The sequence below is a fragment of the Myxococcus sp. CA023 genome, assembly GCF_010998615.1.
Lineage (GTDB): Bacteria > Myxococcota > Myxococcia > Myxococcales > Myxococcaceae > Myxococcus.
Genome location: NZ_JAAEAH010000024.1, coordinates 73,212 through 88,367 on the forward strand (window position 1 = coordinate 73,212; position 15,156 = coordinate 88,367).

The window sequence follows — 15,156 nt, forward strand, 5'->3', positions numbered from 1 at the left end:
GGCGGCCTGCTTTATTCAATCCGCCTCACTGTTGCGGTGGCGCCGGGCAGTTCTTGGGGTTGGTCAGGCACGCGTCCGTCTGGAGGCACTGGCCCGGGGACTTCTTGAGCTTGCACGTGTCCGAGCACTTGGGAGGGAACTCGGAGTAGTCACACGTCACCCCACAGGTGGTCTGCGTCTTGGGGGAAATCACCTCGCAGGGCGAGCGCAGGTACACGGTGATGGGCTCGGGGTGCTGGAAGCCGGCCTCGTCCATGCATCCCTCGAAGTCGCCGTCCCCCCACACTGCGGTGCCGTCGTTCACCTTGCAGCGGGCGGAGCGGGGGTTGTAGCTGCCCGGTTCGCAGGGGCCCGCCGCGTAGGCCATGCAGCCGGCGATGCGCTCGCCGCCGATGTCGGCGTTGGCGCAGATGCGCGAGCGCAGGTGGCTGTCGCCGTCCACCCAGTCCCGGCCGTGGCAGGCGTGGACGTTATCGTGGACCACGCCCTTGAAGCGCAGGTTGACGAGCTTGGGTTGGAAGTTGTCCTGATTGAGGACGACCTCCACCGTCAGGCCGCGCGAGTCGAACATGTTCCCGTAGAAGGCGCCCTCCCGGAACGTGTACGCGCCGAAGGGCTCGGCCGGGTAGGTGCCGGAGGTGGCCACCGGGGCCACCCACGAGCCCGGAATCGCGGCGCGGCTGTAGGGCGCGGACATGACGCTGTAGCGGCCGCTCGCGGGGCACTTGAACTCGACGCTGGGCTCGATTCCGCCGCAGGGGTTGCCGAGCGTGTCCGCCAGACGGTCCTCCCAGGCGCAGCCCCGTGGGTCCTCGCACACGCGCAGCACCCGGTCTCCGAAGATGCGGCCCAACTGGCCCGTGCACGTGTCCGGGTGGGGCGCGCCCGCGGCCACCGTCACCTTGTCGCCCGGGGTGCAGGTGCCCACGTTCTCCCCCAGCCAGCCGCACTCGGCATGGAGGCCCGCCTCACCCGACGCGCAGGGCAGGAACATGGGGCTCCACTCCTGGCGGGCGCCCGAGGGGTTGAAGCGCCGGGGCTCGCTCGGGTCCTCGCCGCGCATGGACACCATCACGCGGCGGCCGAAGGCGTTGTTGCGCGCCAGGAGACAGGCCGTCACGTAGCCCAGGCAGGCCTGGCTCGGCTTGTCATTCTCCCACTCTGGGCACAGCCCCACCTCGCCCTTGAAGGTGTACGTATCGCCGGCGCGGCTGGTCCACTCCACGGCGGCGCCGGGCGGCAGCGCGCACTCGGTGAGGTACGCCATCACGTTCCGGGCAGGTGGGTGCTCCAGCGCGTGCTTGAGCCGGCCGTCGAGGACGAACGTCTTCGAGTGCAGCGGCATCTCGGTGAGGGCCTCCAGCGCGGCCCGGTTGCTGGTGAGCGCGTTGAAGGCCAGTTCCTCGGCGCGGAGCGAGTTCAGGATGCGGATGCCGGGCTCCGCCCGGGCCGGGGCCTGGGGAAGCAGCAGCGCGGTCAGGAATAGGAGCGCGGCCCGCAGGGAGCGCGAGGAGGGGCGAATCGCGAAGGGCGACATGGAGCGTGGACCTCGGAGCGAAAAGGGACTCGGTGGCTCCGGCGGTAGCACGTAGCGGGCCGGGCACTCAGGCACGCGGTTTCGCGGGGTTGGCGGTGGGCCCTGTTGCCTGGGTATCCACACCCTCTCAGGGGGTGTGGACCTGGAGGCCACGCGCTGTCAGCGCCGGCCCTGCTTCTTGGCCTTGGCCAGGCGCCGGGGTTCGGGCTTGCCCGGCGCGGGCGGCGGCTGGAGCGCCGTGGTGCACGCGGCGGTGGCCGTCACCGCGGCGGCATAGGCGGCGTGATGCTGCTGCTCCAGCGTGCGCAGCCGGCGCGACATGGCCTCGCGCAGGGCCTGGAGCTCGGCCACACGGGCCTCGGACTCGGCGGCCTCGCGTGTCAGCGCGTCGTTGCGTTCCACCAGGGCGGAGATGGAGCGCGAACCCGCCCAGGCCCCTCTCGCGGCGAGCAGCACCGCGCTCACCAGCAGGCCCCAGGGCAGCCACGCCCGGCGCGGGGGCGCCGATTCGTTTCGCTGCATCGCTTCCATGCCCGTGAGGTTAGCGGCCTGGGCGGGGTAGGCTTCAAGGGGAGGACGTGGGAGCCTGCGGCACCTGCGCCATGGGCAGGCGCAGCACGAAGCGCGCGCCGGGGCCCAGGGGAGGCGCTTCCACCGTCAGCTCGCCGCCGTGGGCGCGGGCAATCTGGCGGACGTGGCGACAGGCCACGGGTGTGGCCTGGGCTGTACGTCGGGCCGTTCCGTGGCTGGATGAGAACCCGGGGTGCAGGGGAAACGTCCTCGGGGTGAGGCTCCCGGGGGCAGTGTCCGCCCGGCCGCCTGTTGATGCGGGCGGGCTTGATTCGAGGCCCGTGGGTGAGGCCTCATCCGGCCCCTTTCTTCATCTTCGGGAGCTGGTGGTCTGATGGCGATTGCGTGCGTGGTGCTGGATTTCGACGGAACCTTCACGGACGTGGCGGCGGAGAGCGCCCCCTTCCTCCAGCATTTCCGGCAGGGCTTGGCGGCGGCGTTGGGCGAGGATTTGGAGGCCGCGTGGGAGGAGGAAGTCGCCGCGTTGCGCGCGGGCGCGGACGCGCTGGGTTGGGATTTGGGCGGCCGGGTGGTGGCGCCCGCCACGGCGGACCCGTACCTGACGGCCACCTGCGCGGCCCACCGCCTCATGCAGCGCTTCGGGCAGGGCCAGGACGAGGCCCGCCGCTCCGACGTGGTGCAGAAGCTCTACCGCGAGGCCTACGCGCACTCGGCCACGGCCTTCAAGCCGGAGGCGAAGGAGGTGCTGGAGGCGCTGGTGGCCACGGGCCTGCCGGTGACGGTGGTGACCAACGCGCACACCGACCTGGTGGAGAAGAAGCTGGACCAGCTGGCGCCCAAGGGGCGCGAGAAGCTCACGGTGTCCGGGGACGCGCGCAAGTTCCTCCTGGACCCGCCGGACGCGCCGGATGCCCGCTTCACCGCGGTGCCGGAGACGCAGTCGCTGGACGGTGTGCTGCGCCGCCCCGTCTACCTGCGCCGGGGCCGGTACTTCGAGGCCCTCAAGCGCGTCTGGGAGACCACGGGCACCACGCCAGAGCAGACGCTGGTGGCCGGTGACATCTACGAACTGGACCTGGCGCTGCCCGCCGCGCTGGGCGCGCACGTGCAGCTGGTGGCCCGCGACAACGTGCTGCCCTACGAGCTGAAGGCCATGGAGCTGCTGGGCGCGCGCGGCGGCGTGGACCGCAGCCTGCACGGCGTGCTGCCCCGCCTTCGCTGACGGCCGGGCCCGCAAACACGAAGCCCCGCCTCCCGGTGAAGGGAGCGCGGGGCTCGTGGGTCACAACCGGCGAGGGCGTTAAGCCTTGGCGCCCGGCGTCGGCTGGAAGACCTCGTTGAACTCGGTGATGGCCTTGCTCAGCGCCGTCTTGATGTCGGCGGTCAGCTCGCGCTTCGACGCCAGGTCCTTGGCGACGTTCGGGTGCTTGCCGTCGGCGAACTCCAGGAACTCACGCATCCAGCGCACCACGTCGGCCACCGGGATGTCGCGAATCCAGCCGCGCTTCTTGGGGTCGTCGCGGTTGGTGGCGGCGTAGATCTGCATGACCTGCTTCTCGACGGGCATGGGCTCGTACTGGCCCTGCTTGAGCAGCTCCACCATGCGGGCGCCGCGCGCCAGCGTCTCCTGGGTGGCCTTGTCGAGGTCGGAGCCGAACTGGGCGAAGGCGGCCAGCTCGCGGTACTGCGCGAGCTCCAGCTTCATGGTGCCGGCAACCTGCTTCATGGCCTTGATCTGCGCGGCCGAACCGACGCGGGACACGGAGAGGCCCACGTTGATGGCCGGGCGGACGCCGGCGAAGAAGAGGTCCGTCTCGAGGAAGATCTGCCCGTCGGTGATGGAGATGACGTTCGTCGGGATGTACGCCGACACGTCACCGGCCTGCGTCTCGATGATGGGGAGCGCGGTGAGCGAACCGGCGCCCTCCTCGTCGGACAGCTTGGCGGCGCGCTCCAGCAGGCGGCTGTGCACGTAGAACACGTCGCCGGGGTAGGCCTCGCGTCCCGGCGGACGGCGGAGCAGCAGCGACAGCTGGCGGTACGCCACGGCCTGCTTGGACAGGTCGTCGTACACGATGAGCGCGTGCATCTTGTTGTCGCGGAAGTACTCGCCCATGGCCACGCCGGCGTACGGCGCGAAGAACTGCATGGGGGCCGGGTCGGAGGCGTTGGACGCCACCACCGTGGTGTACTCCATGGCGCCGAAGCGGTTCAGCTTCTCCACCACCTGGGCCACCGTCGACTGCTTCTGGCCGATGGCCACGTAGATGCAGTAAACGTTCAGGCCCTTCTGGTTGATGATGGTGTCGATGGCGACGGCCGTCTTGCCCGTCTGGCGGTCACCGATGATGAGCTCGCGCTGACCACGACCCACCGGCACCAGCGCGTCCAGCGCCTTGATGCCCGTCTGCAGGGGCTCGTGCACGCTCTTGCGGGACACGATGCCGGGCGCCTTCACTTCCAGGCGGCGCGTCTCGGTGGCGGTGATGGGGCCCTTGCCGTCCAGCGGCTTGCCGAGCGGGTCCACCACGCGGCCGAGCAGCTCCTTGCCCACGGGCACGGAGGCAATCTGCTGGGTGCGCTTGACGGTGTCGCCTTCGCGGATGGCCTGGAAGTCGCCCATGATGGCGACGCCGACGTTGTCCTCTTCAAGGTTGAGGACGAGGCCCTGCACGCCGTTGGTGAACTCCACGAGCTCACCGGCGAGCGCGCCCTCGAGGCCGTAGATGCGCGCGATACCGTCACCGACGGACAGCACGGTACCCGTCTCCGCGACGGTGACCTTCTTCCCGTAGTCCTTGATCTGCTCCCGGATGATTCTGCTGATCTCGTCGGCGCGGATTTCCATGAGCGTATGCGTCCTTGCGCAGGGGCGGCCGACGTGGAGCAGGCCGCCGAAACCTTGAAGTCGGGGCCCCTTACCACGCACACCCACCCGCTGCAATGCGGTCCGCGCCACCCGCCACGGGGTAGGAGAGGACGCCCGTTCAGGAGTGGGACAGGCGGCTGCGCAAAGGCGCTCCAAAGGTGGGCCAAAACCGCGCCCGGCTACTCTGGTGCATCAGCCGCCGTTGAGGCGGCGCCAGGCGTAGAGGCCTTCAATGCCCCGGCCCCTCGCGGGGCAGCCAGGCGGTGAAGCTCACGCCGCCTCCGGAGCAGGACTCCACCGCCAGCTTCCCGCCGTGGGCCACGGCGATCTGCCTGGCGATGTAGAGCCCCAGGCCCAGACCCTCTGGCGTGGCGCCGCGCTCCCTACGGAAGGGCTCGAAGAGGGAGGGGCGCTCCTCCGCCGCCACCGTGAGTCCGGGGCTCTTCACACAGAGCGTGACGCCACCCACCGCGCCCACCGCGCGCAAGGTGACCGGCGAATCCTCGGCCCCTTGATGGAGCACGCTGCCCAGGAGGTTGTCGGCCAGTTGCGCCAGCCGGTGGGTGTCCCAGTGGCCGCGCAGGTCGCCTTCCGTCTCCAGGTGGAGGGTTCGCCGAGGATGCTCACGGCGGCGCTCCTCCACGACGCGCGCCACCACCGCGTCCAGCACTGCGGGCTCTGGCCGCAGCGCCAGTCCGCCCGCCAGCCGCGTGCGGGTGAAGTCCATCAGCTCCTGGAGCATCCGCTCCATGCGCCGAGCGGACCGGGCCACCTGGCTCACCAGGGTGCGCTGCGGTTCCTCCAGCCCGTCCAGCCGCTGAAGGGAGCGCGTGCCTTCCCGCAGCGATTGCAGAGGCGCTCGCAGCTCCACGTCCACCACGCCCAGCATCTGGTGCCGGAACTGCTCGGTGTTCGCGGAGAGCTCCTCCGTGGCCTTGCGGCTGCTGATGTCCCAGACGGCGACCAACCGCACCTGCCGGCCTTCCCACGTCACGTAGCGCCCCAGCACCTCCAGGGGCAGCCGCTGGCCATCCCGGCGGAGGACGACCACCTCATAGGGGGTCTCCAGCCCGCGGCTGAGCACCAGCCCCACCTGCGAGCGGAACTCCGGGGCGACGTAATCCGCCAGATGCCGGCCGATCATCTCTGAGGGTGACGCGTAGCCCAGCAGCTGCGACATCGCGCGGTTGGCGTCCATCACGATGCCGTTGTCATGCAGGAAGTGCCCGTCACAGGCCACGTCCGCCAGGCTGCGCATGTGAGACTCCCGCGCGCGCAGCCGCTGCTCCTCGAGGAAGCGCTCCGTCTCGTCGCGCACCCACAACGCCACCCCCGCCAGCGCGCCGCCCTGCAGCGCCGGGGACAGGCCCACCCGCAGGTGCCGCTCACCCGCGGCGGGGGCCAGCACGCCCCGCACAGGGGCATCCGTGACGTCCTCTCCGGAGAGCGCCCGGGCCAGCAGCGGTGACAGTGCCTGCGCCACCTGCGGCCACAGCTCCGCCAGAGGACGGCCCACGTGCGCGCGCGGCTCCAGGCCGGACAGCGCCGCCAGCGTGGCATTCACCCACACCGGACGCAGCTCCCGGTCCAGCAGGGCCACCCCACAACCCGCCGCGCTCAGGAGGGCCCCCAGAAAGGGCCGAGCCTCCTCGGGCGCCGCCAGCGTGGACGGACCTTCGGAATACCGGTGGAGTAGGGACTGCGGCATGGTCAGGTCGTCCAGGCGGCGCGGGTCTGTCCCGTACCGCCTGCGAGTATACCGCTGTCAGGGCCCGCTGGAAATACCGGTTAGCCCTGGACTGCGGGGTGATGAAGACGACCTGGAACGTTGGTTGCCCGGCGAGCGGGCGGGCTTCAGCGCTGCTTCAGTTCGCGGCGCATCTCTTCGAGCTGGGTCCGGATGCTGCCGTCGTAGAGGATGCTGCCCACCTGGGCGGAGACACCACCCAACAGGCTGGGGTCCACGCGCGTCTCCAGAAGGACGTTGCGCTGGGTCAGCTGCTGCAGGGTCTGCTGGAGCTGGGCAAGGGCGTCGGCCGGAAGCGGCGCGGCGCTGGTGACGTGGCCCCGGACGCGGCCGGCACGGGCGTCCGCCATGTCGCGGAAGAGGCGGGCGATGTCCGCCAGGTAGCCCAGGCGGTTGCGGTCCACCAGCAGGCGGAGGGTGTTGGCCAGCGTGGCCTCCACGCCGCCGGGGATGGCCTGCATCACCGACTCCACCACCCGCAGGCGCTGCTCGCGGGTGTAGGCAGGGTTGACGAGCACATCCGTCAGCTCGGCGTTCTTCGCGATGACGTCGGCGAAGGCGGTGAGCTGCTCGGCGACGGCGTCAGTGCGGCCCGCCTCCGAAGCGACATCGAGGAGGGCGCGGGCGTAGCGGCGGGCGATCGACACGTTCACCATGGCGGTCGCGCCCTTAGCACGAGGATTTCCCCCGGGCAACGTCCCTGGCATCGTGAAGCCCTGTCACCGGGGGCACGCTTGCTGGCCCGGGCCGTGGCGTGGGAAAGCGCCGCTTATCGGCGGGCAGGCGAGGGAAGGGGGCTTGGCGAGCTGGCGCGAACACCCGTAGGGTGGAGTCCTCTCGGCCCCCCATGCATGACCCCGTCATCGGCATCGACCTGGGTACTACCAACAGCGCCGTGGCGACCGTGGAAGACGGACGCCCGCGCATGATTCCCGCGCGCGCGGGTGGCCGGTTGACGCCGTCCACGCTGGGCGTGAACAAAGCTGGCGAGCGCGTGGTGGGCGTCGCGGCACAATCCCTGGGCGAGGAGCACCCGGACTCCGTGGTGTGGGCCACCAAGCGTTTCCTGGGGCGCCGCTACACGCCGGAGCTGGTTCAGGAGGCGAAGGCGCTGGTGCCGTATCCGCTGGTGGCCGGGCCCTCTGGCGACGTGCGCGTGCGGCTCGCCGGGCGGGTGATGCCCGTCACGCAGGTGTCCGCGATGATTCTGGGCGAGCTGGCCCTGGACGCGCAGGCGCACTTCGGCCGCCCCGTCACCAAGTGCGTCATCACGGTTCCGGCCAACTTCGACGACAACCAGCGGCAGGCCACGCGCGAGGCGGCCAGCATCGCCGGGCTGGACGTGGTGCGGCTGGTGAACGAGCCCACCGCCGCGGCGCTGGCGTATGGCCTGTCACGCGGCTTCGAAGGCAACGCGCTGGTGTTCGACCTGGGCGGTGGCACCTTCGATGTGTCCATCCTCGAGGTGAAGTCCGGTGTCTTCGAGGTGCGCGCCACCGGCGGCGATCCTCGGCTGGGCGGCGAGGACTTCGACCAGCGCATCGTCCAGTGGCTCCTGGCACAGGTGGACGATGAGCTGCGGCACGTGGTGTCGCAGGACGCGCAGAGCCTGCGCCGGCTGAAGGTGGCCGCGGAGTCCGCCAAGCGCGAGCTCACCGAGAAGGAAGAGGCGTCCATCTACGTCGCAGGGTTGGGCGACCACTCGGCGCCCGGCAAGCGGATGGCGGAGCTGGAGACGGTGCTGACGCGCTCCTTCTTCGAAACGCTGTCCGAGCCGCTGTCGCGCCGCTGCCTCGATGTCTGCGAGTCGGTGATGCGCGAGGCGAAGATGGACCCCCACGCGGTGGACGTGGTGCTGCTGGTGGGCGGCATGACGCGCGTGCCGCTGGTGCGGCGGTTGGTGGCGGACTTCTTCGGCCGCGCGGCCTCCACGGACGTGCACCCGGAGGAGGCCGTCGCGCTGGGCGCCGCGGTGCAGGCCGACGAGCTCATCCGCCAGTCCGGCCAGGCGCTGCTGCTGGATGTCGCCGCCCAGAGCCTGGGCGTGGGCGTCATGGGTGGGCGCGTGAGGCGGCTCATCCCGAAGAACACCGGCGTGCCGGTGGTGGCGCGGGACATCTTCTATCCGGGCAGCTCCGGCCAGCAGGAAGCGCGCATCCCCGTGTATCAGGGCGAGAGCGAGTTCCAGGACGAGAACTACAAGCTGGGCGAGGTGGTGCTGAAGCGCCTCCACGTCGCCGCGCGCGGCGACGTGCCGCTGGAGGTCGTCTTCGAGCTGTCCAGCGAGGCCATCCTGTCCGTCAAGGCCACGGACCTGACCACCGGCAACATGGAGGCCGTGCGGCTGGAGGCCCGTGCGGGGCTGCCGCAGGGCGAGGCGGAGAAGCTGGGTGCGGAGCAGGCCCACTACGCGCGCTCGCAGGGCGTGGTGGACGCGAAGCGCGCGGAGGAGTTGTTCCGCAAGCTGCTGGAGCGCGGGGAGAAGCTGGCGCGGCTGCTCCAGCGCAGCGCGCAGGAGAACCCCAGCCCGGAGGCGCAGGCCACCCTGGGCACGGTGCAGCGTCTGTTGGATGGTGGCCGCTCTGCCCTCGACAGTGGCAACGCGGCGCAGTGCGCCACCATTGCCAAGCAGCTCACGCGGCTGTTGTCCGGTCGCCAGGAGCCTCGCGCCTGAGCGTCCATCCCCGAACGGTGGCCCCGGGCGCCGGTGGCCTTGGCGCCCCTTTCCACCTATCCGTGAACGTATGAGCCCTCCTCCCAACGCGCGTGACACCGTGTTCGTGGTGGATGACTCCCGTACCGCCCGGGAGGTGGTGCGCCTGCACCTGACACGGCTGGGCTGCGAGGCGGTGGCGATGGAGGGCGGCGAGGCGTGCATGGCCGAGCTGGCCCGGCGCACCCCGGCGCTCATCCTGTTGGACCTGCGCATGGAGCGCATGCAGGGTGACGAGGTGTGCCGGCTGGTGAAGGCACACGCCGCGGGGCGCAACGTGCCCGTCATCATGTTCACCTCCGGCGGCGAGCCCCACGAGGTGATGCACTGCTGGCGCGCGGGCGCCGACGACTTCCTGCCCAAGCCGGTGGCGCTGGGCGCCCTGGAGGCGAAGCTGGCCGCGGTGCGCCAGGCCCGGGAGCGTGTCCGCGAGGGCCTGCCGCGTGGGCGCCGGGTGCTGCTGGTGGAGGGCGGGCGTTTCCTGCACACCTTCCTGGGCGGCTCGTTGGAGCAGGAGGGCCTCCACGTCCTCTATGCGCGGGACATGGGGGACGCGGCGAACCTGGCGGCGGAGCACGGCGCGCAACTGGATGGCTTCGTGGTGGACGTGTCGCGCACGCCGCGCGAGGCGCTGGCCCTGGCCACGAAGCTCCACGACGCGCACCCGCGCAAGCCGCTGGTGCTGCTGTCGCGCGCGGAGGAGTCGCAGGAGGTGCTCGCCCGGGCGCAGGCGCTGGGTGGCGCGCCGCTCCTGGAGAAGCGTCACATGGGCGCGGACGAGCTGCTCGGCTGTGTTCTGGGGCGACTGGTTCCAGGCCACGCCCCGTTGCGCGCCGCGGAGCGCGTGCCCTTCTTCACGGTGGTGGAGTTCACCACGCCCAACGGGACAACGCTGTCGGGCTTCAGCCATGACGCGGGGCCGGGCGCGCTCTTCGTGCGCACCCTGACGCCGGCGCGCGAGGGCACCCGGCTGACGTTGAAGGTGTTGCTCGCGGGCCAGCGCGCGCCCTGCACCGCCGAGGCGACGGTGGCGTGGTCCAACCCGCCCCTGCCGCAGGGCGTCTTCCGGTCCTCGGTGGGCATGGGGCTGCGGCTGGAGCACATGGACCCGGTGCTCACCCAGCAGTTCGTCCGCTTCGTGCCCCGGGGTCTCGGTTTTCCGGCTCCAGGTTCGCCGCGCGCCTCAGGTTTTTGAGAGGCGAGGGCGCCCGCAACGGGTGGCGGGGCCTGGGTTTCCCAGGGGGACAGTGCCCTGGCACGCCGGTGGCAATATTCCTCGGCCGCCGCTGGTGTGGCACCGGCGAGGTCCGGGGGCCCTCAGTGGGGCCGACGTGCAATGGGAGGGTCGAATGCAGCAGTGGAAACGCTGGAGCTGGGCCGGAGTGGTGGCGGTCGTCGCGGTGGGGTGTGACGAGGGCAACAAGCCGTTGTCCCCGGTCGACAACGAGCCCGTGCAGCAGGAGGCCCGGCTGGAGAGCTTCCCTGGCTGTGAGGCCCTGGAGCAGCACATCGAGGACACGGCGACGAAGCAGATGCGCGCGGCGCTGGAGAGCTACAAGCAGTACGCCTACGGAGGCGGCCATGGGGATGGGGGCGTGGCGCCGCCCACGACGGGCGCGCCGCAGGAGGACTCCTCCGGAGGCGGCGGCAGGCCCAACGACTACACGGGCACGAACAACCAGGTGGCCGGCGTGCACGAGGCCGACTTCGTGCAGAACGACGGCACGCGCATCTTCGTGCTGTCGGGCCCCCGGCTCTACATCCACCGTTCGTGGCCCGCGGAGCAGCTCACGCGGACGGCCGTGCTGGAGGTGGAGGGCTGGCCGCGCGAGATGCTGCTCGACGCCGAGCGCAACCGGCTGGTCATCACCTCGGGGGTGGCCGAGGACCGGCCCGGGGCGGTGGCGGGGGGCCGCGGCATGGACGACATGCCGGTCATCGACTGCGCCGGCTTCGGTTGCGGCTATGCGTACAGCAACACCGTGAAGGTGACGGTGGTGGACGTGGCGGACCTGGAGGCGCCTCGGGTACTGGAGCAGCTCTACCTGCCCGGCGACTACATCAACGCCCGGCGCGTGGACAGCGCGGTGCGGCTGGTGTTCTCGGACGGGTTCCGCTGGCCGGCGGACGTGCGCCTCTATCCCGAGTACTCGCCGGGGCTCTTCGATAACCGAGGCCGGCTGGTCGCGTCCATCGACGCGCTCATCAAGCAGAACGAGCAGCGCATCCGCGCGCAGTCGCTGGAGCACTGGCTGCCGAAGGGCCGGCGCGTGACGGCGGACGGCGAGGTGAAGCCGCTCGCGTATGACTGCACGTCGTTCTACCGCGCCAATGGGCCCACCGGGCTGGGCCTGGTGTCGGTGCTGTCGCTGAACCTGGACGCGGAGGATTCGTCGCCCAGCCGGACCAGCGTGGTGGGCACGCCCGGCGAGGTGTATGCGTCTCATGAGGCGCTCTACGTGGCGTCTCGCCACTGGTGGTGGTGGCCGGAGCCCGGCCAGACGACGCACACGTACCTCCACAAGTTCGACATCCGCGACCCGGACCAGGCCACCTACGTGGGCAGCGGCACGGTGGAGGGATACATCGTCAACCAGTTCGCCATGGACGAGCGCGAGGGCGTGCTGCGGGTGGCCACCACCGTGGAGCTCCCACCGGAGAACCCGGGGACCGGGAACGGCGGGGACACCGTGTGGACGCCTCCGGAGACGGTCAACCGCGTGGTGACGCTGCATGAGCAGGGCGGGCGCCTGAAGGGGCTGGGCCGCAGCGAGGACCTGGCCCGGGGTGAGCGCATCTTCAGCGCGCGCTTCATGGGCACGCGCGGCTACGTCGTCACCTTCCGGCAGGTGGACCCGCTCTTCACCTTTGACCTGAGCGACCCGGCGAACCCGCGCAAGGTGGGCGAGCTGAAGATTCCGGGCTTCTCCACGTACATCCACCCGCTGGGTGACACGCACCTGCTCACCTTCGGCGAGCACCGCAACGAGGACGGCACCTGGCAGGACCGCGCCCTCAAGCTGTCGCTCTTCGACGTGAGTGACCTGGCGCAGCCCAAGGAGACCTTCACGCACCAGTTGGGCTCGATGGGCAGCCACAGCGAGGCGCTCTACGAGCACAAGGCCTTCACCTACTTCCCCGCCAAGGGATTGCTGGCCCTGCCCTTCACGGACTGGGACTACAACGCCTACGACTACTGGTCCGGCTTCCGCAGCGAGCTGCGCGTCTTCCGCGTGGACACGGCCACGGGCTTCTCGCCGGTAGGCACCGTCTCCATGCGGGACATGTACCAGTCGTTCAACTTCCGGAACTGGAGCTGGTACTGGCAGCCCACGGTGCGCCGCAGCATCATGGCGGACGACTACGTCTACACCATCTCCGACGCGGGGCTGCGCGTGTCCCACGTGGACAGCCTCCAGACGCCGCTGGTCACCGCGCCCTTCCATCCGCCCATGCTGCCGTGACGCAGGGCTGACGCGGGCTTGCCCCCTGGGACGCCGGGTGTCCCAGGGGGACGTATCACGGGTGTGTGGCCGAGCCTCCTCGTCAGGCGAGGGGGCGTGGCGCGTCGGATGTGGGCAGCGCATTCCCTTCCGGAAGGCGCTATAGGCGCACTCCCCATGTCCACCGCCGTGTTGCCAACGTCCTCCGTGAATTCTCCCCGCACCGAGCTTCGGGCGCTGGCCCGCTTGGCGGTTCCCATCGCCATCGCCCAGGGCGGACAGGCGCTCATGGGGTTGGTGGATACGCTGGTGGTGGGCCGCGTGGGGACGTCCGCACTGGCGGCGGTGGGCCTGGGCAACGGCCTCTACTTCGCGGTCAGCTCCTTCGGCATGGGCTTGATGATGGGGTTCGACCCCATGATTTCCCAGGCCATTGGCGCGCGGCAGTTCACCCGGGCGCGGGCGCTGCTGTGGCAGGGCGCGTGGATGGCGTTCTGCGCGGGGGCGATGCTGGCCACGCTGATGACGTTGGCGCCGCGGCTGCTGCCGCTGGCGGGCATCAGCGAGACGGAGGCCGCGGGCGCCAGCGAGTACCTGACGTGGCGCGCACCCGGCATGCCGCTGATGCTGATGTTCCTCACCATGCGCTCCTATCTCCAGGCCACCGCCTTCACGCGGCCGCTGGTGATCGCGACGGTGGTGGCCAACATTCTCAACCTGCTGGGCAACCTGCTGCTCGTCTTCGGTGGCGCCAATCTGCCGGCCTGGTTCGGCCCGCTGCGGTCGGTGCCGGCCCTGGGCGTGGCGGGCTCCGCGATGGCGACGTCGGCGAGCATCGGCATCGAGCTCCTCATCGCGGTGCTGTTCATTCGCAGCCGTAAGGTGGAAGGGGAGCCCGCGCGGCGCCTGCCGGTGTGGGCGGACCTCTCGCGAGCCATCCGGCTGGGCCTCCCCATTGGTCTGCACATCTGCGCGGAGGTCGGTGTGTTCGCGCTGGCGGGCGTGCTGGCGGCGGGGCTGGGGCCGGCGAGCGTGGGCGCGCACCAGATTGCCATCTCCTTCGCGAGCGTCTCCTTCACCGTGGCCATGGGCATTGGCAACGCGGGCAGCGTGCGGGTGGGTTGGGCGGTGGGCGCGCACAACACGCCGCAGGCGCGGCTCAGCGGCTTCATGGCGCTGGCGGGCGGCGCGGGCTTCATGGCGCTGAGTGGCCTGGTATTCGCGCTGTTCCCTCACACGCTGGCGAAGCTGGCGGGGGCGCCCGCGGACGTGCTGCCGCTCCTGATTCCGCTGCTGATGGTGAGCGCCATCTTCCAGGTGTTCGACGGGGCGCAGGGCGTGGGCGCGGGTGTGTTGCGCGGCGCGGGCGACACGCGCTTCACCTTCCTGGCGAACATGGTGGGGCACTACGCCATTGGCCTGCCGGTGACGCTGCTGCTGGCCTTCAAGCTGGGCCTGGGCGTGGTGGGCATCTGGTGGGGCCTGTGCGCGGGCCTCATCAGCGTGGCGGTGGCGCTGGTGTGGCGCTTCAACCGGATGAGCGCGGGCACGCTGCGTCCGGTCGAAGCGTAGCGGCGCGCGGCGGCTACCAGGGCAGGTACTGCTGAATCATCTGCCGCCACACGGGCCAGTCGTGCGTGCCGCCCTGCCACACGGACAGGTGGTTGCCGATGTCCTTCTTCCACAGCAGGTTGGAGAGGTGCTCGTTGGAGGGGCGGCAGAAGTCGTGCTCGCCCACCGCCAGCACCATCTCCACGCGCTGGAGGGCGGAGAGCTGCGCGGGGTCCGTGAGGTTCGGCAGCCACTCCGTGCACGAATGGAAGTAGACGTCTGAGTCGTGGTGTCCGTCGAGGAACTCGTCCGTCTCGAACTTGCCGCCCATGGACAGCAGGCGCCGGAAGACGTGCGGGTGCCGCAGGCCGATGTTGTACGAGTGGAAGCCGCCGAAGCTGCACCCGGCCAGGGTGAGGCGCCCGCCGGTGCTGCGGCTCTTGAGCAGGGGCACCACCTCGTGGAGGAGGTAGTCCTCCCACTGCTGGTGGCGGACGACGCGGTCACGCGGGTGGATGGCGGTGTTGAACCAGGACTCCTCGTCCACCGAGTCCGGGCACATCACGATGTACCGGCCGGACTGGACGCGGTCGGCGATGGCACCGATGAGGCCGAAGTCCTCGGCCTGGAAGAAGCGGCCCTTGCTGGTTGGCAGCAGGAGCACGGGCTCGCCCGAGTGGCCGAAGATGAGCAACTCCATGTCGCGGTGCAGTCGCTCGCTGTACCAGCGGTGGTATTCGCGGTTCATGGCGCGCAATTTAATCG

The 15,156-nt window shown here is 70.6% G+C and carries 12 protein-coding genes; 5 read left to right on the forward strand and 7 right to left on the reverse strand.

Going from position 1 to position 15,156, the window contains the following annotated elements; genetic code table 11:
- Positions 1 to 25: 25 nt before the first annotated feature.
- From F8M74_RS13000 to F8M74_RS13010, 3 genes are all read right to left on the reverse strand, one after another.
- Positions 26 to 1,537, reverse strand: coding sequence for a hypothetical protein (locus tag F8M74_RS13000; protein WP_216619671.1), 1,512 nt, complete (start codon positions 1,535 to 1,537; stop codon positions 26 to 28).
- Positions 1,538 to 1,696: 159 nt separating this feature from the next.
- Positions 1,697 to 2,059: a hypothetical protein gene (locus F8M74_RS13005; RefSeq protein ID WP_228559440.1), complete on the reverse strand. Its 363-nt coding sequence runs from the start codon at positions 2,057 to 2,059 to the stop codon at positions 1,697 to 1,699.
- A 43-nt stretch (positions 2,060 to 2,102) separates the two neighbouring features.
- Positions 2,103 to 2,246, reverse strand: a complete 144-nt coding sequence (locus F8M74_RS13010; RefSeq protein ID WP_194857002.1) for a HAMP domain-containing histidine kinase — start codon at positions 2,244 to 2,246, stop codon at positions 2,103 to 2,105.
- Positions 2,247 to 2,441: 195 nt separating this feature from the next.
- Between F8M74_RS13010 and F8M74_RS13015 the strand changes: the two genes are divergently transcribed.
- On the forward strand, positions 2,442 to 3,290 hold the full coding sequence (locus tag F8M74_RS13015; RefSeq protein ID WP_141255669.1) for an HAD family hydrolase: 849 nt from the start codon (positions 2,442 to 2,444) through the stop codon (positions 3,288 to 3,290).
- Positions 3,291 to 3,368: 78 nt separating this feature from the next.
- Here the strand turns inward: F8M74_RS13015 and atpA are convergent, their stop codons facing one another.
- From atpA to atpH, 3 genes are all read right to left on the reverse strand, one after another.
- Entirely contained in the window at positions 3,369 to 4,916 is a 1,548-nt protein-coding gene (atpA, locus tag F8M74_RS13020; protein ID WP_141255670.1) for a F0F1 ATP synthase subunit alpha, read from the reverse strand.
- Between the two features lie 250 nt (positions 4,917 to 5,166).
- Positions 5,167 to 6,645, reverse strand: a complete 1,479-nt coding sequence (locus tag F8M74_RS13025) for a PAS domain-containing protein (RefSeq protein WP_141255671.1) — start codon at positions 6,643 to 6,645, stop codon at positions 5,167 to 5,169.
- A gap of 146 nt (positions 6,646 to 6,791) precedes the next feature.
- Positions 6,792 to 7,340: an ATP synthase F1 subunit delta gene (atpH, locus tag F8M74_RS13030; protein WP_011556945.1), complete on the reverse strand. Its 549-nt coding sequence runs from the start codon at positions 7,338 to 7,340 to the stop codon at positions 6,792 to 6,794.
- 191 nt (positions 7,341 to 7,531) lie between these two features.
- Here atpH and F8M74_RS13035 point away from each other — a divergent pair, with 191 nt between their 5' ends.
- The 4 genes from F8M74_RS13035 (at position 7,532) to F8M74_RS13050 (ending at position 14,412) form a co-directional block, all read left to right on the forward strand.
- Positions 7,532 to 9,358, forward strand: a complete 1,827-nt coding sequence (locus F8M74_RS13035) for an Hsp70 family protein (protein ID WP_141255672.1) — start codon at positions 7,532 to 7,534, stop codon at positions 9,356 to 9,358.
- A gap of 70 nt (positions 9,359 to 9,428) precedes the next feature.
- A complete protein-coding gene (locus tag F8M74_RS13040; RefSeq protein WP_141255673.1) occupies positions 9,429 to 10,592 on the forward strand; it encodes a TIGR02266 family protein in 1,164 nt (387 codons plus the stop codon).
- A 76-nt stretch (positions 10,593 to 10,668) separates the two neighbouring features.
- A complete protein-coding gene (locus F8M74_RS13045; protein ID WP_141255679.1) occupies positions 10,669 to 12,861 on the forward strand; it encodes a beta-propeller domain-containing protein in 2,193 nt (730 codons plus the stop codon).
- A 156-nt stretch (positions 12,862 to 13,017) separates the two neighbouring features.
- A complete protein-coding gene (locus F8M74_RS13050; protein ID WP_141279441.1) occupies positions 13,018 to 14,412 on the forward strand; it encodes an MATE family efflux transporter in 1,395 nt (464 codons plus the stop codon).
- Between the two features lie 13 nt (positions 14,413 to 14,425).
- Here F8M74_RS13050 and F8M74_RS13055 read toward each other — a convergent pair whose 3' ends face one another.
- On the reverse strand, positions 14,426 to 15,139 hold the full coding sequence (locus F8M74_RS13055) for an esterase family protein (RefSeq protein WP_141258601.1): 714 nt from the start codon (positions 15,137 to 15,139) through the stop codon (positions 14,426 to 14,428).
- Positions 15,140 to 15,156 lie beyond the last annotated feature (17 nt).